This window comes from Phycisphaeraceae bacterium (genome assembly GCA_015709595.1).
Classification (GTDB): domain Bacteria; phylum Planctomycetota; class Phycisphaerae; order Phycisphaerales; family SM1A02; genus CAADGA01.
Map to the genome: position 1 here is coordinate 1,177,670 of CP054178.1, position 24,830 is coordinate 1,202,499.

Here is a 24,830-nt window from a genome sequence, read left to right on the forward strand (position 1 = left end):
GCGGGTTGCCATCCCGCCACTGGGCGACTTGAGTCACCCACCGCCATGCACTCCGCCAGCCATGCCGACACACCGTCCGCCGTCCACCGGCCGACCAGGGTCGTCATCGTTGGCGGCGGCTACGGCGGGGCATACTGCGCCCAGCACCTCGAAAAACTGCTGGGTCGACGGGTGGTGCGGCCGCGGCTGCAGGATGCAGCCAGCATCCTGTCGAAGCGGCCCGATGCGATCGAAGTCCTTCTCATCGACCGCAACAACTTCTTCATCTTCTACCCGCTGCTCATCGAGGCGGGCACCGGCTCGCTCGAGCCGCGCCACGCGGTGGTGTCGCTGCGGTCGTTCCTGCGCCGCGCGGGGTTCCGCATGGCGGAAGTCGTCGGTGTGGACGTGCTTCGCCGGATTGTGCGGCTGCGGGAGGGGGATTCGGGTCAACGAACCCTCACCTCGACGCTTTCCCAAGGGGAGAGGGAGGGAGAGCCGGAGCGGATCGAGGCGGAATCGAGTGGGCGCGAAGTCGCCTTCGACCATCTTGTCATCGCCGCGGGGAGCGTGACGCTGCGCCCGCCGATCCCCGGGTTGCGCGAGCACGCCTTCGATATCAAGGGGCTTTCCGACGCCGTGGCTCTGCGCGACCGGGCCATCCGGCTGCTGGAACGGGCGGACGCCTGCGTCGACTCCGCCGAGCGCCGGTCGCTTCTGCACTTCGTCGTCGTGGGCGCGAGTTTCACGGGTGCGGAAGTGGCGGGCGAGTTCCACGAGTTCCTTCAGCGCGCCGCCCGACGATACCCCAACATCTCGAAGGACGACTGCCGCGTCACCATCATCGAGCGCGACCGGCGCATCCTGCGCCCCCTCACCGAGCGGCTTTCCGCCTACGCCGAACGGGCCATGCGGAAGCGCGGCATCGACATCCGGCTGAACACGTCGGTGGCGCAGGTCGGCGCGGATCACGTCGTTCTCACCACCGGCGAGCGGCTCGAAGCACACACGACGATCTGGTGCGCCGGCATCGAACCCTCGCCGCTGGTGCGATCGCTCGACCTGCCCAGGGACGAGCGCGGCTACCTGCAATGCGAGCCCACCGGGCAGGTGAAGGGGCACACGAACATCTGGGCGATCGGAGACTGCGCGCGCATTCCCGACCCGACGGGGCAGCCCTACCCCGCCACCGCCCAGCACGCGATGCGCCAGGGGCCGCACGTCGCCCGCAACATCGTGGGGGTGATGCGAGGCCAGCCCCCCGAGCCCTTCGTGTACGACACGCAGGGCACGCTGGCCGCGCTGGGCTGCCGCACCGGCGTGGCCCAGGTGCTGGGTGTTCAGGTATCGGGCTTCTGGGCGTGGTGGCTGTGGCGCACGTACTACCTGCTGCGGATGCCGGGTTTGGCGCGGAAGGTCCGCGTCGCACTGGATTGGACGCTCGATCTGCTCTTCCGACGGGATGATGTGCAGTTGGGGGTTCATGAGCGTCGCTGACCTCCGCCGACCCCCTGTCGGCGTTCCCTGCGTGCCGTTAGACGCCTCTCCCGCCCCGGCCTTCACACCTGGCTGGGACTACCCACACCCCCGGCGGTGTCGTTATCCTGTGACACCCGTGAAGACGATGACGCTTACCGCCGGATTGATGGTGACGCTGGCGACGCTCTGCGCGTCGCCGGTGATGGCCGCGCTCCCCCGCCAGGAGCCGCAGCAAGTCACCGTGCTGGAAGGCGTGGCGTTCGGCTGGAATGAGCAGGCGCCACCCATGACGGAACTTGACGGCCTGGTCATCCGCCAGCAGGGGCAGGTGATCGAGCGTCGCCTCGCCCTGCCCGCGGCCCCGACGAATCAACGCGACGCCGTGCGCCTCGTCGCCATCGTTGAGATCGAGCCGGTCATCACCACCGAACATGAGCAGCCCCGCATCGCCGACCCGTGGACCCGGCTGGGGCACGTCGGCGTGGTGCTCGGACCGCCCGGTGCGGAGAATCCGGTGGTCGTCGAGTTGATGCGTTTCATTACCCCATTCGGCGGGGCGGCGAGATTCGAGCAGGATGTCACATCCTACGCGCCGATCCTTTCCGGCGAAACGACGCTGCGACTGCACGTGAGCACCTGGTTCTCACCGGCGTGGAAGGCCACCCTGCGGCTGGAGTACCGTCCCGGCGAGGCGGGATACCGACGGCCCAAACTCGTCCTGCCGCTGCTGGGCGAACACCGGTTGACCGCCAGGGACTCCAAACGATCCGTCACGGTCGAGATTCCCGCGTCAGGCATCGCCCTGCCCCGGCTGCACATTCTCACCAGCGGCCACGGCGGCCCGCAGGAGTTCCTCACCGCCGATCACGTGCTGCGCATCGACGGGCGGGAGATCATCCGCTTCCGTCCGTGGCGCGAGGACGGCGGCACGCTGCACGACTCCAACCCCACCAGCCACCGCGCACCCCTGGATGGACGCGAACTCTGGTCGAGCGACATTGACCGCTCCGGCTGGCTGCCCGGTTCAATCGTCCATCCCTATCGGGTCCCGCTCCCCGAACTCACGCCAGGCAGGCATGTCATCGAGATCGAGGTGGTCGGCATCCCCGGCTGGGACGTGGAAACGGCGGAGCAGGGGTACTGGATCGTCTCCGCCGTCGTGGTGGTAGATGAGCCGTGGCCCGCGCCGGCGCCCCCGCCAACGCCGTAGCAGCCGCCCGCCGAGGCGCTCGGAAGACGTCACGGGTTCCCGGGCGATCCTCTCGGTCCGCCCGGCTGCACACCTGGCAACCTCCGCCTACAGTGTGCCCCGATGAGCGCTGAGACCCACGCGGCCGTTCCGATCGTGCCCGGCGAACCCGTGCTGCCCGAGGCGCGCATGCACCTGGTGCGCCCGAAGGAGCCCGTCACGGGACGCATCGTCGAGACGCGGCTCTGCACGCTGGGGGGCAGGAAGGCGGCCGGCATCGTGAGGCACATCGCCATCGACGTGTCGGGCACGCCTCTGGCGGGCGGATTCCGCGTGGGGCAGTCGTTCGGCGTCGTGCCGCCGGGATTGGATGACCGGGGCAAGCCCCACGCGCTGCGGCTCTATTCGATCGCCTCGCCCACCTTCGGAGAGGACGGCGAAGGCCGGATCGTGGCGACGACCGTCAAACGCACCATCGCCGAGCGCGAGCCCCAGAAGCCGGACGATGATCCCGCCGATCACCGACTCTTTCTGGGCGTGGCGTCGAACTTTCTGTGCGACCTGAAACCGGGCGACGAAGTGAAACTCACCGGCCCGCAGGGCAAGCGATTCCTGCTGCCGGTGGACCCGTCCATGCATGACTACATCTTTCTCGCCACGGGCACGGGCATCGCGCCGTTCCGCGGCATGGTGAAGGAACTGCTCGAAGGCCCCGCTGGTCCCACGTCGAGCCGGATTCACCTGGTCATGGGCACACCCTACCGCACCGACCTGCTCTACGACGAATACTTCCGCACCCTGGCCGCGAAGCACCCCAACTTCCACTACCACACCGCCATCAGCCGCGAGCCGGGCGAGGGCGCGCCGCGCGGCGAGTACGTGGATCAGTACGTCGCACGTCACGGATCGGTCTTCCGACCCCTCTTCCGCAGTCCGCGCACGCTGGTGTACGTGTGCGGCATCCTGGGCATGCAGTTCGGCGTATACAAGGAAATCGCGGCGGAAGGCGCGGCGGACGGATTCCTCATCCTCTCCGATGAACTCAAGGCCGTCGACCCCCGCACCTGGACCACCGAGCAGATGAAGCGGCAGATCCGCACCACGCACCGCTTTATGCTGGAGGTGTATTGAGGGCTGAGGAATGATGCCAGCGGCGATGCGTCAGGAAATCGCAGTCCGTCGAGTTTGGAGTCCGTGGGTGAAGTACCGGGATCTGATTCGACAACTCGAAGCGTCGGGCAGGGCAATCGCTTTTTCCGATTCTCGATTTACCCGAGACAACTTTCCAACGTCGCCAGGGGGGTTTCAAAGGAGACGACGGCATCGAAAACCGAAAAAGCGATTGCCCTGAGCGTCGGGGTGGGTTCTCGATCGAACCGTCGGAAGCCACCTACAGTATCGGCACCCCTCTCGTCCGGGCACCGTCACCGTTCCCGGTGGCGGTAAACTGAATCGTGATGTCCCCGCAGGGACAATGAACTCGATACTGCGCCAGGCAGGTCTCAAGAAGTGAGGGCTTTAGCATGATGGAATATGTCGTTGTCATCGAGGCGGCTCCGGATGGTTCATTCGGGGCGTACGTCCCTGATCTTCCCGGGTGCGTGAGTTGCGGTGACAGCGTCGAGGAAGTTGAGCGCCTGATCGCGGAAGCCATCGCGATCCATATCGACTCCCTGCGCCGCCACAACGAACCGGTTCCGCCACCCTCAGCGCAAACGCTTCTGATTCGGGCTGCATGACTTCGCACATGCCTTGCTCCGAGGTCCGTTTATCGTGCGCGCCGGACCATGGTGATGGTCTTCGTCCGCTGCGAGCACGTTGGTCTCGTTGCCGTCGATGAATGCGGCGATCCGCTGCATAACGCGCTGCGCCGGCATTCATATCTCGCAGTCGCGGCGAATCGCTGGTATTCTGCCCACGGTCGAGCATCCTTCCGCTCGGCCGCGCAGGAGCCAGCCATGCCCGTCAACCGTTCGATCACCCGTCGCCGCTTCGTGCAATCCGCCGCGGCGGCCGCGTTCGGCGCGCCGTACGTCATTCCATCGGGGCTGCTGGCTTCGTCTCCGCGGGGTCAGGGGGCGCGGCCCGCACCCTCCAACCGCATCACCATGGCCCTGGTCGGGTGCGGCAGCATGGGGGGGGCCAATCTCAACTCTTTTCTCGGCCAGCCGGACGCGCAGGTGCTCGCCGTCTGCGACCCCGACCGCAGGCACCGCGATGAAAAGAAACGCACCGTCGAGCAGCACTACGCGAAGCAGCGCGCGGACGGCACGTTCGCCGGCTGCGACGCCGTCAACGACTTCCGCGATGTGATGGCCCGCGAGGACATCGACGCCGTCATCCAGGCCACGCCAGACCACTGGCACGCGCTGGTGGTGATCGCCGCCGCGAAGTCCGGCAAGGACTGCTACGGCGAGAAGCCGCTGTCGCTGACCATCGAGGAAGGCCGCGCCATGGCCGACGCGGTCCGGCTCAACGGGCGCGTCTTCCAGACCGGCAGCCAGCAGCGGTCGGATGCGCGCTTCCGCTTCGCCTGCGAACTGGTGCGCAACGGACGCCTCGGAACAATTCACACCGTCACCTGCGGCCTGCCCACCGCGCCGGTGACCGGCAACCATCCGACCATCCCCGTGCCGGAGGGCTTCGACTACGACCTGTGGCTCGGCCCCGCGCCGTGGGCGCCGTACTGCGAGAACCGCACGCACTGGAACTTCCGCTGGATCTTCGACTACTCGGGCGGGCAGGTGACCGACTGGGGCGCGCACCACATCGACATCGCCCACTGGGGGCTGGGGCTGGAGGAAACCGGCCCGATCGAGGTCGAAGGCGTGGGCGAGTTCCCCGCCGACGGACTGTACGACGTGGCGACTAACTACCGCTTCACCGCCAGGTACCGCACCGGCGTTGAGATCATCGTCACGAACAAGGTCGAAAACGGCGTGAAGTGGGAGGGCGAGCATGGCTGGGTGTTCGTCAGCCGCTCGCGCATCGACGCCGAGCCGAAGTGGCTGCTGGAGGAGACGATCCGCCCCCACGAGATCAACCTGCCGCGCAACAACGGCCATCACCGCGACTTCCTCGACTGCGTGAGGAGCCGCCGGCAGACGATCGCGCCCATCGAGCACGCGCACCGCACGATCACGGTGGCGCACCTGGGCAACATCGCCATGATCCTGGGCCGCAAGGTGAGGTGGAACCCCGACACGGAGCAGTTCGTGGATGACCCCGTGGCGACGAAGATGCGCGGCCGGGCCCTGCGCGAACCATGGGTGTTGTGAACGGAGAATCCACAGATGAACACAGATGAACACGGTTGGAGGAGAATCTGAAATCCGGTGGCGCAGGCGTCCCGCCTGCGATCCCGGAGCAAGCGAACGACGGCTGCGGTTGAGCCACAACGAGCAATCCCATGTCGAAGCAAACACACCCCAACTTCATCACCTGTGCCGCCGCCCTGTTGTGCCTGCTGTCGCTTGCGGCTCAGTCGACTGCCCAGACCGGCGCTGCGCCGCCACCCACGCTTGAAGCCGCCTTCGAGCAGGCGGCGTCCTACGAGCAGGGCCAGCCGCGCCTCGCGCTGCGCATGATCGAGCGGGCCGCGTGGGCCGCCGCGTCAGATGAGCATGCCCGCGCCGCACTGGAGAAGCGACTGCTGGCGTTCATCGAACTCGCCGAGGCGACGCGCGAGGCCCGCCGTTTCGCCATCCGCCAGTTGGCGCTCGTGGGCGGCGGCGAGAGCGTCGTTGCGCTCATGCCATTCATCGACCACCCCGACTATGCGGACGTCGCCATCATCGCGCTGGATGAGATCGACACGCCCGCCTCGCGCGCCATCGCCATGCGCGGCCGGGTGGCGTCGCTGCTCAACGTCGCGTCGGGTGACTCCTCGGATCCGCTCGCCGCATCCGCGCTGGAGCGACTGCGCCGCACGCCGGGCGACGCGGTGGACGCGGCCCTGGCGCACGCCGCGGCGACAGGTCGCGGGCCGTCGCGCGTGCTCGCGGTGCGCCTGCTGGGCGAGCGCGGAGCGGTTGGTCGCCGCCCCGGACTGGAAGCGATCGCCAACTCGCCCGATGCCGGCGAGGACGCCCGCGTCGCCGCCTGCCTGGCCATCGTCGCCACGCACTCGGGCGGCAGCCCCGTCGAGGTCGCACCGTGGCTCACCAAGGCCATGCAGCAGGCGGAGTCAGCAGACAATCGCCGCACGGTGCTCGCCGCCATCGAGCAGTCCCGCGAGCCCGCCCTCATCGCGCTGTCTCAGAAGTCGCTGGACGACCCCCAGGTCGGCCCCGACGCCGCCGCTGCGGTCATCGCCCTGGCCCGCGTGCTGGAGCCGCTCGACCGCGACGGCGCCATGAAGGCCGCCAAGGACGTTCACACGCGCTTCGAGCATGCACCAGCCGTGCGCGCCATCGCCGCCCAGGCCATCGCCCACTTCGAGCGCAACGAGGGCTTCATCACCCGGTGGCACGCCGCGGGGCCATACATGAAGGAAGGCGTGGGCGGCGGGGCGCTGATCGACGAGGTGTTCCCGCCTGAACTGTCCTCCGAGCGTGACGCCGCGGCGCCGCCCGTGTCGTGGCAGGCCATCGACCCCGCCACGCTCGCCCCGCCCGCCATCGTGGACCTGGCCCGCGTGTTCGGCGGGGGCGACCGCGTCGCCTACCTGCGGGCGGTGATCACCTCCGACCGCGAGCAGCGCGTGCGCCTCGAAATGGGCTCGGATGACGGCATCAAGGCGTGGCTCAATGGCGCGGTGATCCACCGCAACAACGCCATGCGCGGGCTGGCCCTCAACTCGGATGTGGCGGAGGCGACGCTCAAGCAGGGCGAGAACATCCTGCTCCTCAAGATCACCCAGGGCAACGGCGACTGGAAGGCCGCGGCGAGAATCCGCTCGGCAGAAGGGCTGAAGGCGGACGGATGGCGAACGGACTGAGGAGCGTGCATCTCACAGATTCAGGGGCCCGGCCGATGTGTTCGACGGGCTGCTGGCATTGTGCGATGTCGCGCCTTGAATGGTGCCATGAGTTCCATTTCCGCATTCACTTCACCAAGTTCATTCCACCACGTCCGACACGGCTGGGATGACGCCATCGCCTCACGGCTCAGCCCCGTCGAGCGGCTGGTCTATCGATCCAACCTGCTCGGTTCCGATCAGCGCATCACCAATACGGGCGGGGGCAACACGTCATCCAAGATCAGCGAGCGCGACCCCATCTCCGGCTCGCCCGTGGATGTGGTGTGGGTGAAGGGCTCCGGGGGCGACCTGCGCACGGCCACAAAGGCCAACTTCGCCTCGCTGGAGATGCCGAAACTGACGGCGCTGAAGCATGTCTACGCCGCCATGCCCGAGCGCGGCCTCAAGAGCGCGGCGGAGGACCGCATGGTGGATCTCTACCCCCACTGCACCTTCAACCTCAACCCGCGGGCGTCGTCCATCGATACGCCGCTCCACGCCTTCGTGCCGGCGCGGCACGTCGATCACACCCACCCCAACGCGGTCATCGCCATCGCGGCGTCGCGGCGCTCGCGCGAACTGACGGTGGAGGTGTTCGGCGAGGAGATCGGCTGGGTGCCGTGGATGCGGCCCGGCTTTGAACTCGGCCTGCGCCTGGAGGAGGAGATTCGCGCGAATCCGAATCTCAAGGGCGTCGTGATGGGCCAGCACGGGCTCATCAACTGGGCCGATGACGACCGCGAGTGCTACGAACTGACGCTCTCGCTCATCGAGCGGGCGGCGCGGTTCATCGACGCGCAGAACCCCGGCGAGCAGGCGTTCGGCGGGGCGAGATACGAATCGCTCGCCCCCGAGCAGCGGGATGACCTGCTGGTGGAGATGCTGCCGTGGCTGCGCGGGCGGCTGTCGCAGCCCAACCAGCGCATCATCGCCACCACGCAGTGCGATGAGCCGATGCTTCGCTTCGTCAACAGCGTCGATGCCCCCCGTCTGGCGGAAGTGGGCACCTCGTGTCCGGACCACTTCCTGCGGACGAAGATCAAGCCGCTGTACGTGGCGTGGAACCCGCAGCGTGACTCGATCGACACACTGAAGGGCGCGCTGGAGGCGGGGCTCGCCGGGTACCGCGCCGACTACGCGGCGTACTACAACCGCTGCAGGCGGGCCGACTCGCCCCCCATGCGCGACCCCAGCCCCACGGTGATTCTCATTCCGGGGGTAGGCATGATCGCATGGGGGAAGAACAAGAGCGAATCGCGTGTGACGGCGGAGTTCTACAACTGCGCCGTGGAGGTGATGGCCGGGGCGGAGGCGATTGATGAGTACATCGCCCTGCCGCAGCAGGAGGCGTTCGACATCGAGTACTGGCGTCTGGAGGAGGCCAAACTCCGCCGCATGCCCGCCGAGCGGGAACTGGCCCGCCACGTGGCGGTGGTGGTGGGCGCGGGAAGCGGCATCGGGCGCGCCGCTGCGTACCGGCTGGCGGGGGAAGGCGCGCACGTGGCGTGCCTGGACCTGGATGAGCGCGCCGCGGAATCCACCGCGGCGGAAGTGACCCGCAAAGTGGGCGAGGGCATCGGCGTGGCGGGCACGGGCGTGTCGAACTGCGGCCCGGCGTGCTCGGGCGGAGTGGACATCACGCGACGGGAGAGCGTGCGGGCTGCGATCCGCCGGGCGGTCCTGGCCTATGGCGGGTTCGATCACCTCATCATCACCGCGGGCATCTACGTGCCGCCGGGCGCTGATGGAAGCGTCACCGATGAGCAGTGGAAGCGCACGTTTGATGTGAACGTGATGGGCGCGTACCTGGTGGCCGACGAGTCGCGGGCGATCTGGAAACGGCAGAATCTGCGAGGCACGCTGGTGCTGACCACCAGCGTCAACGGCCTTGTGCCCAAGAGGGGATCGCTGGCGTACGACGCCAGCAAGGCGGCGGCCAATCACCTGGCGCGCGAACTGGCGATCGAGCTGGCCCCGCTGGTGCGCGTGAACGCACTGGCCCCGGCCACGGTGGTCGATGGATCGACCATGTTCCCGCGGCAGCGCGTGATCGCCTCGCTCATCAAGTACGGCATCGCGTTCGATCAGGAGGAGCCGGATGACGCTCTGCGCACGAAGTTGGCGACGTTCTACGCCGAGCGAACGCTGACGGGTCAGCCGGTGACGACCGAGGATCAGGCCTGTGGGATCCTGTTCCTGGTTTCATCGCAGTCATCGCGCACCACGGGGCAGGTGCTCTGCGTGGACGGCGGACTGCACGAAGCGTTCGTGCGCTAGCGCGGCAGCTCCACGTGTCGCGCACCGATGAACGTCGCGAGTTCTTCGCACGCCTGCTTGAACCGGGCCTTCAGAACGCGGGTTGGCTTGACGCCCTTCTCCCACCATACGCCGTTGGCGATGAGCGTTTCGCGGTCACGGTGGTGCTTGAAGTCGGCCCGTCCGATCATCCGCTCGCCCTGCATGATCGGCAGCACGTAGTAGCCGTACCGTCGCTTCGGCGCGGGCACGAAGGCCTCGAAGCGGTAGTCGAAGCCAAACAGGCGCAGCGCCCGGGCGCGGTCGCGGAGCACGGGGTCGAATGGCGAAAGCAGCCGCATGTGCCCTTCCAGCGGGCTCAGCGCGGCCTCGGCGCGGGCCAGCCGCTCACGCCAGTCCGGAAGGGCGAAGCCGGGCCTGGGCTTCGACCCATCCACCGATTCGACCCGCGCAGCGACGACCTCTCCCCGTTCCCCCGCCGCCCGGCACCACGCTGTCGCCTCGGCGATCGTGACGCCGCCGAAGAAGCCGGCGATCTCGCGGGGGGAGGCGACCACCACGCGCTCGATGGCGTTGCGGCAGGCCCACTCCACCCACTCTTCATCGTGCGGCGGTTCCAGCGCGTGGTGATGCGGATAGACCCGCTCGGTCAGGTCGTAGACCTTGTGAAAGTTGATCCTGGCCGCCACGGTCAGGTCGCCCCGCCACCAGAGGTATTCGAGCGCCGCCTTCTGCGGCTTCCACCCCCACCACGCGCTCGAGTGGCCCTTCTTCGACGGCGCACGCTCGAAGTCGCGCGACTGCAGCGGGCCTTCGCACTCGATGCGCCCGCGCACCTCGTCGATCACCTTCCGCGGCTTCGGCCCGAGCCGGCGCTTCAGCCAGTCGCGGCTGCTCACGCGCGACACGAAACGGATGCTGCGCCGCTTCCACGGCTGGAAGGATGAGACGGGGATGAGCGAGGCGTCGTGCGTCCAGTGCTCGAAGAGCGATCGATCGCCCTCGTGAAGCTGCCGCAGGTGCTCAGGCCGGTAGCCCGGCAGGCGCGAGAAGAGCGTCAGGTGATGGGCCCGTTCGACCATGTTGATCGAGTCGATCTGCACATAGCCCATGCGTTCGATGAGCCGCTGCACGGAGGCCGCATCAACCGGCGCGGCGGCATCCTCCAGCAGCCCCTGGGCATGCAGAAGGAGACGGCGCGCGGCGGAGGCGGGGATGGTGACCATCTCGGGATGGACACGAGCCGGCATGACGCCATGATACCGAACAGACTGCAAACTTTCAAGGACGCCCACTCGGGTTCAACGCGGCGACTTCGGGGTGTCGTCCGCCGCCCCCACCCGTTTCCACGCCCACGTCTCCTCCGCCTCCTTGCCGTTCATTGAACCGCTCACGCGGGCGTGAAGCGTGTCACCGTCGCGGCGGTATTCGATGCGCTGAGGGAAGTCGTGCGCGGGATTGGCGAAGACCGCCCGATGCTCACCCATCTCCACCAGCGTGAACGTCGTGGCGGGCGTGCGGCCCCCGGGCTGGGCGAGGTAGATCAGCGTGCCCTCGCGCTCCTCGATGCGGAGAAACTCGAACAAGACCATCTTGCCGGCCTGAATCGTGCGGTTGACGCCCAGCATGGCGCCTCCGGCCGGGTCGACCCAATGCTCCTCGCTGGATGCCTTGCCGTCCTCCGACGCCGACCGCCATCCGCCCGCAAGCCAGATGAGGGAGTCGATAGCGGCGCGGGGCGGCTCATCATGCGACGACGCCTCGGCAATGCCGCCAGAACCTTGCGCCGCGATGACGCCGGTCATCGCGACCACCAGAGACCCGATCAACAGGCCGACACACCGATTGCTCATGGTGACTCCTGATCCCCCGGTTCCGACGCGCCGGCTGTACCGAAAGGTCCGAGGGCAGGTCGAAGGGTAGAACGCAAGCCGTGCATCTTTCCTGTTTCTCACTGACTCACGCTGTTGGCACGGTCGATAACCCTATGGATTGGCGACCCTTTCGGTCTGTGCCGTCCTTCGGCGCCGTGTCGTGTCGTCGGACGTGTTGGCTCTGCGCGATCATGTCGCGGCAATCGCACACTCTCCCGCGGGGGTGGCGTCCAGGGCGAAGTTCGTCAGCACAGGAGGCCCTTTCCGACGGACAGGGGACCGCCGATGCTCTCGCCCGCCACGCGCCCGGAATGCTCGACCGGACTTCAACTCGCCGCGCTTGCCTTGGCCGGCGCCGCAGCGCTGACCACCACGAGCGCCACCCCGGCCCAGGTGCTGGGGCTGGTCGCCGACAACAACACCAAGTCGGCAGTGGTGTTCGACGCCACGTCGCAGCAGGTGCTGGCGTCGATTCCGCTTTCCGGCAGCACCATGGGCGACTGCATCATCGAGCCCACGCGCATGCTGGGGTTTGTGACCGACTTCCAGTCGCGCATCTGGGTGATTGACCTGGCGGCCTCGCCCCCCGCTCTGGCGGCGGGGACCAACCCCATCCGAATCGCCAACCCCGGCGAAGACCTGGCTCTCTCGCCCGATGGCCGGTTCCTTCTGGTCTGCGACGGCATCAACACGTTTCCGGTATCGGTGATCGACATCGACCAGCGGCGCGAGGTGCAGGCGCTGCACCTGGGCGTGGACAGCTGCTCGATCGACGTGGGTCCGGACGGGACGGTGCTGGTGACCTCGTTCAACGCGCGGATCATCCGCCGTCTTTCGCTTGACCTTCAGACCGGCGTGCTCTCCGGTCCCACCGGGTCGATGGCGTTCAACCAGCCCAACAACGTCCACATCGCTCCGACTGGCGCATGGGCGGCGGCGCTGGGGCGAACCACGAGGCAACTGCTCACCTTCTCGACCACCGACCTGGCCGCCATGTCGTCCCGCACCCTGCCGGGCACGGGCATCAGCGCGGCGTTCTCGTCCGCGGGTGATCGCCTGTGGGTGCGCAGCACGGCGCCCGGCGTCGTGGATCTGTACATCGCCGACCCGATGACCGGCGAACTCGGCCAGGTTCCTTACCTGACGTTTCCGGTGGCCAACACGCCCGCGGCGTTCGGCATCGACCAGATGGCCCTGCATCCCGACGAAACGCGGTTGTACGTGACGGAACCGGGAATGCTCTCCATCTACGACGCGATGACGGGCGTGCGAGTCGGTTCGATCACGGACGCACGACTGGTCGCCCCCACCGGCGTGTACGTGAGGGACTGCTCGCCGCCCGTCACCAACGTTCCGCCGACCATCACCGCCGTCAAGCCGCTGGTGCTCTGGCCGCCCAACAGGCGAATGGTGGACGTGAGCGGCACGTTCGTCGTGGAAGATGCCGACGGCGACCCCCTGATCCTGGACGTGACCATGCTGAGCAACGAGCCGGAGATGAAGGGTTGGTGCGGGTTCGCCCCGGACTTCCTCAATGAGTGGTACGAAGGCGGACGAGGGCTGCTCGTCCGAGCGGAGCGTCAGGGGTGGACCAGGCCGGGACGGTACTACATCGCCGTGGTTGCGGCGGATGACGGAAAGGGCGGCACGGCCCGGCAGGCGGTCATGGTCGCCGCGGTTCCGCATGACGGCAGTCGACGATCCATCGACCGCGCGGTGACCGAGGGGCTGGTGATGGCGGCCCGCATCAACGCCGCGCTCACGGGCGAGGGCGACATGCCCGAGGGCCTGCATGAGATGGGGCTGGCGCAGTCGCCGGAGCGGTCATGCTGGTGGTGGAAGCATCGCTTCTGGCGACGTCACGGCAGGTAACGCAGCACGGCGACCAGCCCCGCCAGCAACCCCAGCGCCATGACGGCGCCGACCGCGCCCACCACGCGCCACTGCGTACGGGCGCGGGCCCGGGCCCGGGCGTAGGGAATCGTGCTGAAGGACACCATGTTGTAGAGCGGCGTATACCAGCCGGGAAACAGCCCGTGCAGCAGGTGCTCCAGCTTCTTGCGGGCGCGAAAGGCGCGAGAAGCCGTACGATCGCGCATCTCGATGAAGTTCTCGAGCGCCAGGTCGGCGATGGCGTCGGCGTTGGGCTTGCGTTCGTGGAAGTATCGCTCGAAGGCGGACGCCCGATCGCGCGGATGCTCGCGCAGCAGCCGCACCAGCAGGGAGCAGTCCTCGAACGCAGCGTTCATCCCCTGCCCGAAGAACGGCACGATGGCGTGGGCCGCATCGCCCACGAGGACAATCCGGTCGCCGGCGTGCCACGGGGCGCAGCGCACCGTCACCAGGGAACTGGTCGGGTTGCGCTCATAATCCTCCTCCAGCGTGGGCATGAGCGGCGCCGCATCGGGATAGTGTCGCTCGAAGAACGGACGGATGTCGGCGCGCGAGCGAATCGCGCTGAAGCCATGCTCGCCCTCGAAGGGCCAGAACAGCGTGCAGGTGAACGAGCCGTCGCGGTTGGGCAGGGCGATCATCATCGACCCGCCGCGCGGCCAGATGTGCAGCGCGTTGGGCTCCATCGCGAAGCCGCCGACCAGTCCGCCATCCGGTCGCGGCGGAATCGACAACTCCTTGTACCCGTGCGCCAGGTATGACTGTGAGAAGTCGAAGCGATCGGTCTTCTGCATCCACCCGCGCACCGCGGAGAAGGCGCCGTCGGCCCCGATGACGAAGTCGCCCGACGCCGTCGCCTCGCGGCCGGTCGCCTCATCGTGGAACACCACCGTCGGCCCGGCCGGGTCGATATCGAGACACCGATGACCGAAATACAGCGCGACGTTGGCGCATTCCGCCGCGGCGCTGAGCAGGGTCAGGTTCAGTCCGCCGCGCGACACCGAGTTGATGGCGTCACCTGGATCGCGGCTGTAGGGTTGAAACACCGTGCGCCCCTGCCGGTCGTGGATCATCCGTCCCGGCATGCGCACCGCGTCCGCCAGCACGACCTCATCCAACCCCAGTTCCTTCAAGGCCGCCAGCCCGCGCGTGGAAAGCGCCAGGTTGATCGAACGACCACCGACGAACCCCTTGATGCGCGGATCGCCTCGCCGCTCGTACACCGACACACGGTACCCCGCCCGTCCCAGGGCGCAGGCGAGCAGCGCGCCGGCCAGCCCGGCGCCGACGATGATGACGTGCTGTGGGGCGTGATCGGACATGACCGGGACGCACCGGAGCGCTGCGTCGGTCGCCGCCTCGTGAACGCACGGCGGGCGGCCATTCCCGAGCAGGTCCGTCAGTCTACCGGACGATGAGTCGAATGAGGTGGTTCGAGGATGTCTGATTCCGGACAAGTGTGGTACCATGCCCTGATGCCGCATCGGCTGCACGAGATCGAGCGATTGCGTCCGCATCGCGCCAGACGCGACGGATTTCAGCCGCTGGGCGATCGCATCGAAGCCCGTCGCCGCGACCTGGAGAGGACCGTCAAGCGTCTGGGCCCCGCGATGGCCGCATGGGAGCAGGTCGTCCCTGCCGATCTCGCCGCGCAGACGCGGGTTCGCTCGGTGAGATCCGGCATGCTGGGCGTGGACGTGGCCTCATCCGGCGCCCTGTACGAGGTTGATCGACTGCTCCGTGCCGGCGCGACGGGCGAGATCGCCCGACTTACCGGCGGCGTGATCCGGCAGGTCCGCCTCCGGGTGGCCTCGATCAGCGACGACATCGACCCGACGCCGCGGACTTCCGCATGAAGACGACGCGCCCCACCTCGAACGTTCCGGCCGCCGCGCGACTGGCGCAGTGGGGCATCGTGTTCGCGGCGGGCCTGCTGGCCTGGTCGCTGATGATGCTCGGCGCCATCTGGCGCGGGCCGTTTCTCGTTCTGTTCTTTCCCGCGGGTTGGTGCCTGTACGTGGCGCTGCGACAGTTCCGTCAACTGCGTGATGGTCCGACCCGGTAGCGGGGCCCAGGCGGACTCAGGTCGTCCGTTGCGTCACCCCGTCAACGTCGCCCGCAGGACCGCGGTCTTCTGCTCACACTCCGCCAGTTCACCGTCAGGTGTGGAGTCCGCCACCACGCCGCACCCCGCGCCGTAGGTCAGCGCAGCGTACGTGAATGCGTCACATCGCCCCGGTTCGCGCTCACCCGTCAGGGCGATGGTGCGGATGCCCACGTTCAGGCAGGCCCCGCCTCGAACGTCGATGAACCCGATCGCCCCGCAGTAGGCCCCGCGCGGGTGCGGCTCCAGCTCGTCGATCACCTGCATGGCGCGGACCTTGGGCGCACCCGTCACCGATCCGGGCGGAAAGGTCGCGCGCAGCACGTCGCCCATCGTCGCGCCGGGGCGCAGCGTACCGCTCACCTCCGCCACGCCGTGATGCACGGTGGGATAGGTTTCGATGACTCGCGCCTCGTTGACGCGCATGCTGCCGAACGAACAGACGCGGCCCAGGTCGTTGCGCATCAGGTCCACGATCATGTGCAGTTCCGCCGCGTCCTTGCCGGAGCCGGCCAGCGCGGCGGCATCCTGCTCCATCGGACGCGTGCCCTTGATGGGGCGCGTCACGATGCGCCGCGAGGCGCCGTCGATCTGCAGGAAGAGCTCCGGGCTCATGGAGACGATCGTCCGACCTGCCGCGCTCTCCAGCAAGGCCCCGTATCGCGCTCCGCTGGTTCGCATCGCCCGCAGGAAGAGCGTGCGGGTCGAGCCGCGGAAGTCGCAGCCATACTGCTGCGCGATATTGGCCTGAAAGACATCGCCCGCGCGGATGTACTCCAGCGTGCGAGTCACCGCCTGCTTGAACGCCGCGCCGCCGGGGCTGGAATGAAGGGGGCTGACTTGAAAGGGGGCTGCGTGTGTGGGAGCGGTGGAGGAAAGCCCCTTACTCCCGGCCCCTCTCCCAATGGGAGACGGGAGCAGATCGCCCACGAGTCGATCGACGATCGCCTCGACCTCGCCGATCATCCACCACCGGCCCGACGCATGGTCGAACACCAGGGCATCAGGGCACCACGCCAGCTCGATCAAGGGCCACGAGGGCGTCTTGACCAGGTCAACCCGCGCCGTCGGCTCGATGCTGAAACCCAGTTCATAGCCGAACGAGCCGATCCACCCGCCGCGGAAGGGCGGTCCTGGGTCATCGTGCTCCGCCTCGCCAGCCCGCACTCCGCCGGTCGAGATGCCAAACAGGCGATCGACATCCTGCAGCGGGTCGTGTCCGAACGTCAGATGACGCACCCACGGCGGCGCGGGGTCGAAGCCGGCCAGATCCGAACGCCCCCCCAGATGCGTGTACCAGCCGCGCGGGCGAGCAAGAATCGTCCACCGCCCCCATCGCTCATGCGCGGCCCCTGAGCACAGGGCCATCAGCGGCCACTCGACCGGCCAGCGGCGCACCACCATCAGCGGATCGGCGGGCAGCGCGGGGGTCGATGCGATTGGGGAAGGAACCAGCGTCGTGGTCACGGGCGGATGATAGGAAGCACCGACATCCTTGAAACCGCGCGCAGGCGGGCGAGGCGGTTCGACGGAAACACCCTCACCCCGGCCCTCTCCCAGAGGGAGATGGAGAGGAGGCCATGCCTTGATGTCTCGATCCCTCGGTCCCTTCCCCCTGTTACCATGCCCGCATGGCGGGACGACACGATCGCTCCAACGCCGCGCTTCGTGCGCTGCCCTCGGTCAACGAGGTGGTTGAGGCCGCCGCGCTGTCCCCGTGGCGGGAACAGGTGCCGCGTGCGCTGATCGTGCGGGCCGTCCGAGCCGCGCTGGAGGAGCATCGCGGCATGCTTCGAGCCGGGGGAACCACGAGAGAAGCAGGGCGCCGGCCGACTTCAATCGAGTCAATCGCCCAGTCCGCCGCCGCCATGCTGGAGACGGCCAATCACCCCCCGCTCACCCCCGCGATCAACGGCACGGGCATCATCATCCATACGGGTCTGGGCCGCGCGCCGCTGGCGAAGGAGGCGGTCGAGGCCCTCGCCGCCGTGGCGGGCGGCTACGCGCCGGTGGAACTGGACATGCCCAGCGGGGAACGCGGGCTGCGCTCCACGATCGTGCGCCCCCTGCTGACGGAACTCACCGGCGCCGAGTCGGCCACCGTGGTCAACAACAATGCCGCCGCTCTGGTGCTGCTCCTCACCGCCCTGGCGAAAGGTCGCACGGTGGTGGTATCGCGCGGCGAGTTGATCGAGATCGGCGGCTCCTTCCGGCTCCCGGACATCATGGCCGCCAGCGGCGCATTTCTGCGCGAGATCGGCACGACCAACCGAACGCGTCTGAGCGACTACGAGCGCGCCGTCGACGGCTCCACCGCGCTCATCCTCAAGATACACCCCAGCAACTACCGCATCGCGGGCTTCACGCAGGAGGTGGAGACGAGCGATCTCGCCGCACTGGCCCGCACGAGATCGATCCCGCTGGTCCACGACATCGGCTCGGGCGCGCTGACCGATCTCACGCCGCTGGGCATTCCCGGCGAGCCGTGGGCGAGACAGTCGATCGAACATGGTGCGGACCTGGTGCTTTTCAGCGGCGACAAACTGCTGGGCGGGCCGCAGGCGGGCGTCATCGTGGGGCGCCAGGCGCTCATCGACCGCATCGAGAAGCATCCGCTCATGCGGGCCATGCGGGTGGACAAACTCACCCTTGCCGCGCTGGGGGCCACGCTGCTGCTGCACCGCGATGCGGCCTACGCCGCACAGCGCGTGCCCGTGCTGGCGATGGCCGCCGCGCCGCTCGGCTCGCTGCAGCTGCGAGCCACGCGGCTGGTCAGTTCACTGGAGGATGAACCGGGATTGAAAAGCGTTCACGCCGCGCCTTCCGACGCCTACCTTGGCGGCGGCTCGCTGCCCACGCGGAAGGTGCCCAGCGTGGCCCTGGTGCTGACGCCGAGGAACGGCGATGAGGCCGTCCTCGCCCATCGGCTGCGGACGGCCGGGCCACCGCTGTCGCCGCTTCTGCCGCGCATTCAGGGCGGCAACGTCTGGATCGACTTGAGGACCGTCCTCCCGCGACAGGATGACGACGTCATCGCGGCCGTGCGTGCCGCCTGCGGTGCGTCGGCCTGATCGGGAACGAAGCAGGTTTTCGCAATCGGGGCGTTTCCCTCGCGCGGCCGCGAACGCGACGTTTTCCCTTTGACCGGTCGCCTTGGGATGTTATCGTGAGCGTCTCCAGCGCCGAATGTGACGGATGACGCATCCGTCGCCATCCGGTGGCCGGGGGCTGCTTCGGGTGTCCGTTCCGGGTCGATTTTCATCAGGAGTCCGTGGATGTTCTCTCTCAGGTCGTCGTCGCATGATCGCCCCGGTCTGCTCGGGGTGTTCGCGGGTGTCTGCGTGGTGGCCGCGGTGGTCGTCGCGGCGGTCTGGACGGGTCGGCACACAGGGCAATCCGCCCGCGAGCACCTGGCCTCGACCGCGATGCTCAATGGCTTCGATCCCTACACCCTCGTCGCGTCCGACGGCACGATCGACGAGGAGGATCTGGGCATCTACAACGTGGCGGGGAACATCCTCGCCCTCAAGACCGACGCGCCGCCCGGCTCCGTGCTCAACGTGCGCTACAACGTCGTCTCGGTGGACGGACTGACCAACAACCTGGGCTGCGTGCTGATGATCATGCGCTTCCGGGACAACGGAGCGGGCGCCCGCGTGATCGCCCGCCTCAAGCGTCACAAGATATCCGACGGCACCACGCAGACCGTGATGACCGTGGACAGCAACAACCAGACCCATGCCGCGGGTTTCCAGCTGGGCAACATCACCAACTGCAACCTGGTCTTCGACTTCTTCAACTTCTCTTATTTCATCGACGTGGAGCTGCACAAGACCTCCGCGTCGGGCAATCCCGGGCTGGCCATGCTGCGGCTGAACACCATCCCGGACTGACGATGGCCCGCCAGCGACTCAGGGGACGTGCCGGGCGCGATCGAGGCGAGAACGCGGGGATGACTCTTCCATGTACGGCAAAGCCACCGAGACGGCGATCGCGGCGATGAGCCGACTCGCCGAAATCTATGACGGGGGTTCGACGCGCCTCTCCGCGGCGGACATTGCCGCCTCGCGCGGACTGCAGGGGCCATTCGTCGCCAAGGTGCTGACGAAACTCTCCCAGGCGGGCCTGGTCACCGGCTCGCGCGGACCGGGCGGGGGCTTCGCGCTGGCGAAGAAGCCCCGCGACATTCACCTGCACGAAGTCTACCGGCTCTTCGAGCGCGAGGACGAGAACAACAACTGTCCTTTCGGCGGCGGTGTCTGCGGCGCGGGCGAACCCTGTCCCCTGCACCAGAAACTGGTGGATGTGAAACAGTCGATGGACGCCCTGCTCCAGGACACCACCTTCGAGGTGTTCCGCGTCGCCTATCAGGAAGAGGGCAGGCGGCCCACGCCCAGCGGCGTGATCCCGAAGAGGCCTCGCGAGTCCTATCGCGCGACCGCACCGGCCCCGCCCCGGTCGGGACGAGCCGGATGAGGCCCGCATCGCTCGTCACTTGATCCCGTATTCCTTGAGCTTGCGGTAAAGCGTCCGCTCGCCGATTCCCAGCAGCTGCGCCGTCTTCTCGCGGTTGCCGGCGGTCATCGCCAGCGTCTGGCGGATGGCCTCCTTCTCAAGCTTGTCCAGCCCCACGCCGGCCAGCGAGCCCAGCGAGACGTGCTCATCAGCATCGCTGACCCGGATGTCATCAGGCACATCGCCCACGTCGAGCGTCGGCCCCGTCGCCGTAATGACCATGCGCTGCACCACGTTGAGCAGTTCGCGCACATTGCCGGGCCAGTGGTAGGCCACCAGCCGCATCATCGCCGGTCCGGTGACGGTCGGAGCGGGCTTCTCCATCTCGGCGGAGAACCTGCCAACCGCGTGGTTGACCAGCAGCGGGATGTCCTCGCGCCGCTCGCGCAGGGGCGGAATCTCGATCACGACGCCCTTGATGCGGAAGTACAGATCTTCGCGGAACGCGCCTTCCTGCACCATCTTCGGCAGGTCGCGCAGCGTGGCGCTGATGAATCGCACGTCGGTCTTGCGCGGCTCGTTGGAGCCCAGCCGCACCACTTCGCCCGTCTCCAGCACGCGCAGCAGCTTGGCCTGCATGGTGAGCGGCATGTCGCCGATTTCGTCGAGGAACAGCGTGCCGCCGTCGGCGTACTCGAAGACGCCCTCGCGGTCGCGGTCGGCCCCGGTGAAGGCCCCGCGCACGTGGCCGAAGAGCTGGTCCTCCAGCAAGGACTCGGTCTGCCCCGCCGCGTTGAACGTGACGTATCGCTTGCGGGCCCGCTTGGAGTGCTTGTGAATGGCGCCCGCGACCAGTTCCTTGCCGGTGCCCGACTCGCCCAGGATCAGCACCGGAATGGTGCTCGGCGCCACCTGCCGGATGGTGCCGATGACGCGCCGGATCGCCGCCGACTCGCCGATGATGCCCTCGAAGCCGTAGGCGGCGTTGACCCGCCCCTGCAGCGCCTGGTTCTGGTGACGCAGCATCACCGTCTCGGCGGCGCGCTGCACCAGGTTGCGGAACACGTCCAGGTCCAGCGGCTTCTCGATGAAGTCGTACGCCCCGCCCTGCAGCGCCGCCTTGGCGGTGGGCACGTCGCCATGCGCCGTGACCATGATGGTCGCCGCGTCCGGCTGGTGCTGCTTGACCAGCTCCAGCACCTTCAGCCCGGCCTGCTCCTCCTCCATCACCAGGTCCGTCACCACCACATCGAACCCGCCGTGCAAAATCTCCTCCCGCGCGGCGGCCAGCGAATGCACCACCGTGCAGATGTGGCCGGGACGATGCAGCGCCTCGGCCATCACCTCCGCGTGATCCACCTCGTCATCGACGATCAGCACCTGGGCTCGAATCGGGGCGTCGCTCATGGCGGGACGATTGTAGGTCCAAGCCCCGGTCGCATGAACAACCACGGACCTCTTGACAGGCCCGTTTGCGCGTCCACTTCGTTCAGACGCGACGAGTCATCGGATCAGCCGCAATCAGGGCACCCGCTCGGGCCGAAGCCCTCGTCGCCGCATATCTTTTCGATCAGTTCGCAGTCGATCGTCCCGGAGGTCTCATCAAAACAATTGAGCTCCCTGGCTCGGCTGCATTCAACATCCTCCAGGCCGCCGACGGCCGCGATCCAGATGCATGTCCCCACGCCGGGCGTGCCGAAGCAATTCGCGTCCGACACCCGCAGCGTCCACCAGTATTGCTGACCGACCGGACACTGGCTCATGGATGGGCAGGCCTGCAGGAGCCCATCCCACGAGTTTCGCTTGATGAACTCCGAACTGACATGCTGCTGACCATTGACGCACCAGATGATCCGCACTTCGTAGGCGGAGCAGGTGCCGTCGGATGAAGCCGCTGTAACCGGCGCCAAATACCCGCGCACATTCAGTTTCTGCAGCGCCACCAAAGCCCGGACTTTCGCTTCTATGATATCAAGCCCAAGTGTCAGAAACGCCCTGACAAGCACCTCCTCCGGCGAGCGCTCACGACACTCCTCGGCGAACCGCGGATCAAGCGCCATGGACATGGCTTCCGCATGCTCAGCGCTCCGCATGGCCTGGGAGCGTTCCATTCCAGTTGCAATCAGCGACATTCGGATGAACTGAAAGAGATCGCCTCGCCACTCGTAGAACGCACGAGTGTTCAGCGCAGGCCGAGGAGAACCCGAGGAAGCCCCGCCGACATTCGCTTCTTCGCCCATCGCGTCGGCGAGCAACGGCAGAATATCGCCCATCTGCCTGGACAGCAGATTGATGGCGTGCGCGGACGCTCCTTCCGCGGCCGCATCGTCGAATCCGACCGCGGAGAACGCGAATCGGAGAAACACTCGCGGCTCGTGAACGGCATCAAGATTGGTCTGGGACAGCACCGCCTCAGCCAGTCGATGGGACCGACGCGGCTCGATCCCCTCACTCCGAAACGCCTTGACCAGGAAGACGTATGGATTCGCTTTCCAGGCATAAATCGGACGCCGGGCGTCCGCCTGAAGCGTCGTGTCGTAGAGCGGCGGCGCTGGGGCGAAATCCCGTGCGGCCGACGTACCGCAGCCGCATCCCAAGGCGGTTGGGGCTGATCGGGCAGCCGGCGCGCCCCAACCGACAAGACCGCCGCCCGCCGTCACCACGATGGACACAAGGAGGCAGCCAAGCCATGCCCGATGACTGTTGATCCACACTATGATATCGCCCCCTCACGAGATAGATGGTGTTCGCGTCGTGACCCCTCAGTCACTGAGTGGAGATTGCCACGAGTCACTTTCCGCGTCAAGCGAACTCTGGAACATTCTATCTGCACTGACACGCTCTCGTACTCACCGCCCGAACGCCGACTCCGCCAGGTCGATCGCGCGGCCCAGCGCTGCGGCCTTATTCACCGTCTCCTGGTACTCCGAAGCCGGGTCGGAGTCCGCCACAATACCGGCGCCCGCTTGTAAATGGACGGTCCAGCGGGGAGTCGGCTGTCGGCCTTCGGCTGCCGTCTCTCGGCTGACGGTTGACAGCTGACGGCCGGCAGCTTCCACCCCTCCCGTCGGGATTACCATCGTTCGCAACGTAAGAGCGATATCCATGGAGCCATCGAAGCCCACGCCGCCGATGCCCCCGCCGTATGGCCCGCGGCGGGTCGGCTCCAGTTCATCAATGATCTGCATCGCCCGCACCTTGGGCGCGCCGGACACGGTGCCGACCGGCAGCGTCGATCGCAGCGCGTCCCAGCATGTCAGTCCCTGGCGAAGGCGGCCCGTCACCGTGGAGGAAATATGCATCACGTGACTGTAACGTTCGATGTCCATGATGCGCTCGACGGCGATGCTGCCGACCTCGCACACCACGCCCAGGTCGTTACGCGCCAGATCAACAAGCATGATGTGCTCCGCCCGCTCCTTGTCATCGGCGAGCAGGTCGCGCTCCAGCGCGGCGTCCTCCTCGGGCGTGACCCCCCGCCGCCGCGTGCCCGCCAGAGGACGATTCGTCACCACCCCGCCGCGCACGCGGCAGAGGATCTCGGGGCTGGAGGCGACGAGAATCGCCCCCTTCGCCTGCAGGTAGATCATGTAGGGGCTGGGGTTCACCACGCGCAGCGCGCGGTAGATGTCGAAGGGGTCCGCGCTGGTCCGTCGCTCGAAACGCTGACTGAGCACTACTTGAAAGGCGTCCCCCGCGGCGATGTAATGCTTGGCGCGGCGCACGGCGTCCTCGAACCCCGCACGGGTGAAGTTTCCCGCTCCGGCCCCCGGCGGGGCGGGCGGCGCGGCCAGGTCGAGGTCGATCGACCCCGCTGGCAGGCGCACACGCTCCGTCTCCAGTTCCTTCACCAGGTTCCAAAGCACCGTCGTCTCGCGCTCGTACACCGCGTCGGGGTCTTCGCCCGCACGGATCATGGCGTGATGCACCACGTGAACGATGCGCTCCACGTGATCGAACACCACCACGCTCGGATACAGCGCAAAGTGCAGGTCGGGCAGCCCGCGATCATCCGGCGGCGCCGCGGCGAAGGGAATCTTCTCCCCCTCCAGATACCGCACCGTGTCGTACCCCGCGTAGCCGACCCAGCCGCCGAGAAAGGCGTCGGGAAGGGACGGGAAGGGCCGGGAACTGACGACTGGGGACCGAGGAGTTCCGAAAGCCGGGTTCCCAGTACCGGGTTTCGCAGACCCTTGATGCCTCGATACCTCGACGCCTTGATCCCCCCGCCCGGATGCCTCACTCTGACGGCTGACGGCTGATGGCTGATGGCTTCGCACCAACGTCCACAACCCCAGCAACTCCTCCATCACGCCCAACGGATTCTCCACCCGCCGCGTGATCGTGGTGTCCGCCGCGTGGTCGATGATGGTGACCTCGTGTCCGAACGCGATCACTTCCACACTCGGCCGCGCTCCCAGGATCGAATGACGCCCCGCACGGCCGCCCGTCTCCACCGACTCGAACAGGAACGACGGCGCCGTGCGCTCGTCCGGCGCGACAAGCCGACGATACGCCAGCACGGGCGTCAGGTGATCGCCCATGACCCGCTGATGCAGCGGAACAATGACGCCGGGGCTGGCCAGTGCGTGGAAGGTGTCGCGGTCAGGTGAAATCATGGCCGGGGAGTGTAGAGCGGCG

20 protein-coding genes and 1 pseudogene are annotated in these 24,830 nt (G+C 67.6%); 14 read left to right on the plus strand and 7 right to left on the minus strand.

Going from position 1 to position 24,830, the window contains the following annotated elements:
• Positions 1-45: 45 nt before the first annotated feature.
• The 8 genes and pseudogenes from HRU76_04950 to HRU76_04985 all read left to right on the plus strand — a co-directional run bounded on the left by HRU76_04950 (position 46) and on the right by HRU76_04985 (position 9,884).
• Positions 46-1,476, plus strand: coding sequence for an NAD(P)/FAD-dependent oxidoreductase (locus HRU76_04950; protein ID QOJ16969.1), 1,431 nt, complete (start codon positions 46-48; stop codon positions 1,474-1,476).
• Positions 1,477-1,594: 118 nt separating this feature from the next.
• On the plus strand, positions 1,595-2,668 hold the full coding sequence (locus tag HRU76_04955) for a hypothetical protein (protein ID QOJ16970.1): 1,074 nt from the start codon (positions 1,595-1,597) through the stop codon (positions 2,666-2,668).
• A 102-nt stretch (positions 2,669-2,770) separates the two neighbouring features.
• A complete protein-coding gene (locus HRU76_04960) occupies positions 2,771-3,778 on the plus strand; it encodes a hypothetical protein (GenBank protein QOJ16971.1) in 1,008 nt (335 codons plus the stop codon).
• A 25-nt stretch (positions 3,779-3,803) separates the two neighbouring features.
• A pseudogene (locus tag HRU76_04965) lies at positions 3,804-4,160 on the plus strand (type II toxin-antitoxin system HicA family toxin).
• Between the two features lie 13 nt (positions 4,161-4,173).
• On the plus strand, positions 4,174-4,386 hold the full coding sequence (locus HRU76_04970; GenBank protein ID QOJ19101.1) for a type II toxin-antitoxin system HicB family antitoxin: 213 nt from the start codon (positions 4,174-4,176) through the stop codon (positions 4,384-4,386).
• Between the two features lie 219 nt (positions 4,387-4,605).
• Positions 4,606-5,925, plus strand: a complete 1,320-nt coding sequence (locus tag HRU76_04975; protein QOJ16972.1) for a Gfo/Idh/MocA family oxidoreductase — start codon at positions 4,606-4,608, stop codon at positions 5,923-5,925.
• 131 nt (positions 5,926-6,056) lie between these two features.
• Positions 6,057-7,586, plus strand: coding sequence for a hypothetical protein (locus HRU76_04980; protein QOJ16973.1), 1,530 nt, complete (start codon positions 6,057-6,059; stop codon positions 7,584-7,586).
• Positions 7,587-7,673: 87 nt separating this feature from the next.
• The gene (locus tag HRU76_04985) at positions 7,674-9,884 is read left to right on the plus strand and encodes a bifunctional rhamnulose-1-phosphate aldolase/short-chain dehydrogenase (protein QOJ16974.1); all 2,211 of its coding nucleotides are present in this window, start codon (positions 7,674-7,676) and stop codon (positions 9,882-9,884) included.
• On the opposite strand, the gene HRU76_04990 is transcribed toward HRU76_04985, so the two are convergent.
• Together HRU76_04990 and HRU76_04995 are read right to left on the minus strand one after the other, a co-directional pair.
• Complete coding sequence (locus HRU76_04990) at positions 9,881-11,113, minus strand: winged helix-turn-helix domain-containing protein (GenBank protein ID QOJ16975.1); 1,233 nt, start codon at positions 11,111-11,113, stop codon at positions 9,881-9,883. The two genes, HRU76_04985 and HRU76_04990, sit on opposite strands and share 4 nt — an antisense overlap.
• Positions 11,114-11,164: 51 nt before the next feature.
• Entirely contained in the window at positions 11,165-11,716 is a 552-nt protein-coding gene (locus HRU76_04995) for a hypothetical protein (GenBank protein QOJ16976.1), read from the minus strand.
• 306 nt (positions 11,717-12,022) lie between these two features.
• Between HRU76_04995 and HRU76_05000 the strand changes: the two genes are divergently transcribed.
• Complete coding sequence (locus HRU76_05000; protein QOJ16977.1) at positions 12,023-13,609, plus strand: hypothetical protein; 1,587 nt, start codon at positions 12,023-12,025, stop codon at positions 13,607-13,609.
• On the opposite strand, the gene HRU76_05005 is transcribed toward HRU76_05000, so the two are convergent.
• Positions 13,597-14,952 (minus strand): FAD-dependent monooxygenase, encoded by a 1,356-nt coding sequence (locus HRU76_05005; GenBank protein QOJ16978.1) that lies wholly within the window; start codon positions 14,950-14,952, stop codon positions 13,597-13,599. The genes HRU76_05000 and HRU76_05005 overlap by 13 nt on opposite strands.
• Before the next feature lie 153 nt (positions 14,953-15,105).
• Here HRU76_05005 and HRU76_05010 point away from each other — a divergent pair, with 153 nt between their 5' ends.
• Complete coding sequence (locus HRU76_05010; protein ID QOJ16979.1) at positions 15,106-15,486, plus strand: DUF721 domain-containing protein; 381 nt, start codon at positions 15,106-15,108, stop codon at positions 15,484-15,486.
• Positions 15,483-15,695 (plus strand): hypothetical protein, encoded by a 213-nt coding sequence (locus HRU76_05015; protein QOJ16980.1) that lies wholly within the window; start codon positions 15,483-15,485, stop codon positions 15,693-15,695. Before HRU76_05010 ends, HRU76_05015 begins: the two co-directional genes overlap by 4 nt.
• A 33-nt stretch (positions 15,696-15,728) precedes the next feature.
• On the opposite strand, the gene HRU76_05020 is transcribed toward HRU76_05015, so the two are convergent.
• Positions 15,729-17,201 (minus strand): anthranilate synthase component I family protein, encoded by a 1,473-nt coding sequence (locus HRU76_05020; protein QOJ16981.1) that lies wholly within the window; start codon positions 17,199-17,201, stop codon positions 15,729-15,731.
• Between the two features lie 164 nt (positions 17,202-17,365).
• On the opposite strand from HRU76_05020, the gene HRU76_05025 reads away from it, so the two are divergent.
• The 3 genes from HRU76_05025 to HRU76_05035 all read left to right on the plus strand — a co-directional run bounded on the left by HRU76_05025 (position 17,366) and on the right by HRU76_05035 (position 20,210).
• Complete coding sequence (locus HRU76_05025; GenBank protein ID QOJ16982.1) at positions 17,366-18,805, plus strand: L-seryl-tRNA(Sec) selenium transferase; 1,440 nt, start codon at positions 17,366-17,368, stop codon at positions 18,803-18,805.
• 204 nt (positions 18,806-19,009) lie between these two features.
• Positions 19,010-19,627, plus strand: coding sequence for a hypothetical protein (locus tag HRU76_05030; protein QOJ16983.1), 618 nt, complete (start codon positions 19,010-19,012; stop codon positions 19,625-19,627).
• 70 nt (positions 19,628-19,697) lie between these two features.
• Positions 19,698-20,210, plus strand: coding sequence for an Rrf2 family transcriptional regulator (locus HRU76_05035; protein QOJ16984.1), 513 nt, complete (start codon positions 19,698-19,700; stop codon positions 20,208-20,210).
• Positions 20,211-20,225: 15 nt separating this feature from the next.
• Here the strand turns inward: HRU76_05035 and HRU76_05040 are convergent, their stop codons facing one another.
• The 3 genes from HRU76_05040 to HRU76_05050 form a co-directional block, all read right to left on the minus strand.
• On the minus strand, positions 20,226-21,596 hold the full coding sequence (locus HRU76_05040; protein QOJ16985.1) for a sigma-54-dependent Fis family transcriptional regulator: 1,371 nt from the start codon (positions 21,594-21,596) through the stop codon (positions 20,226-20,228).
• A gap of 104 nt (positions 21,597-21,700) precedes the next feature.
• Complete coding sequence (locus HRU76_05045; GenBank protein QOJ16986.1) at positions 21,701-22,861, minus strand: hypothetical protein; 1,161 nt, start codon at positions 22,859-22,861, stop codon at positions 21,701-21,703.
• 177 nt (positions 22,862-23,038) lie between these two features.
• The gene (locus HRU76_05050) at positions 23,039-24,808 is read right to left on the minus strand and encodes a chorismate-binding protein (GenBank protein ID QOJ16987.1); all 1,770 of its coding nucleotides are present in this window, start codon (positions 24,806-24,808) and stop codon (positions 23,039-23,041) included.
• Between the last annotated feature and the right edge of the window lie 22 nt (positions 24,809-24,830).

Excerpts from the sequence above, each read along its gene's own strand:
- HRU76_05030 (QOJ16983.1), top strand. The coding sequence starts at position 19,010 with ATGTTCTCTCTCAGGTCGTCGTCGCATGATCGCCCCGGTCTGCTCGGG.
- HRU76_05035 (QOJ16984.1), top strand. The coding sequence starts at position 19,698 with ATGTACGGCAAAGCCACCGAGACGGCGATCGCGGCGATGAGCCGACTC.
- HRU76_04990 (QOJ16975.1), bottom strand. The coding sequence starts at position 11,113 with ATGCCGGCTCGTGTCCATCCCGAGATGGTCACCATCCCCGCCTCCGCC.
- HRU76_05005 (QOJ16978.1), bottom strand. The coding sequence starts at position 14,952 with ATGTCCGATCACGCCCCACAGCACGTCATCATCGTCGGCGCCGGGCTG.
- HRU76_04995 (QOJ16976.1), bottom strand. The coding sequence starts at position 11,716 with ATGAGCAATCGGTGTGTCGGCCTGTTGATCGGGTCTCTGGTGGTCGCG.
- HRU76_04960 (QOJ16971.1), top strand. The coding sequence starts at position 2,771 with ATGAGCGCTGAGACCCACGCGGCCGTTCCGATCGTGCCCGGCGAACCC.
- HRU76_05015 (QOJ16980.1), top strand. The coding sequence starts at position 15,483 with ATGAAGACGACGCGCCCCACCTCGAACGTTCCGGCCGCCGCGCGACTG.
- HRU76_05050 (QOJ16987.1), bottom strand. The coding sequence starts at position 24,808 with ATGATTTCACCTGACCGCGACACCTTCCACGCACTGGCCAGCCCCGGC.
- HRU76_04970 (QOJ19101.1), top strand. The coding sequence starts at position 4,174 with ATGGAATATGTCGTTGTCATCGAGGCGGCTCCGGATGGTTCATTCGGG.
- HRU76_05025 (QOJ16982.1), top strand. The coding sequence starts at position 17,366 with ATGGCGGGACGACACGATCGCTCCAACGCCGCGCTTCGTGCGCTGCCC.
- HRU76_04975 (QOJ16972.1), top strand. The coding sequence starts at position 4,606 with ATGCCCGTCAACCGTTCGATCACCCGTCGCCGCTTCGTGCAATCCGCC.
- HRU76_04985 (QOJ16974.1), top strand. The coding sequence starts at position 7,674 with ATGAGTTCCATTTCCGCATTCACTTCACCAAGTTCATTCCACCACGTC.
- HRU76_05000 (QOJ16977.1), top strand. The coding sequence starts at position 12,023 with ATGCTCTCGCCCGCCACGCGCCCGGAATGCTCGACCGGACTTCAACTC.
- HRU76_05040 (QOJ16985.1), bottom strand. The coding sequence starts at position 21,596 with ATGAGCGACGCCCCGATTCGAGCCCAGGTGCTGATCGTCGATGACGAG.
- HRU76_04980 (QOJ16973.1), top strand. The coding sequence starts at position 6,057 with ATGTCGAAGCAAACACACCCCAACTTCATCACCTGTGCCGCCGCCCTG.
- HRU76_04950 (QOJ16969.1), top strand. The coding sequence starts at position 46 with ATGCACTCCGCCAGCCATGCCGACACACCGTCCGCCGTCCACCGGCCG.
- HRU76_05010 (QOJ16979.1), top strand. The coding sequence starts at position 15,106 with ATGCCGCATCGGCTGCACGAGATCGAGCGATTGCGTCCGCATCGCGCC.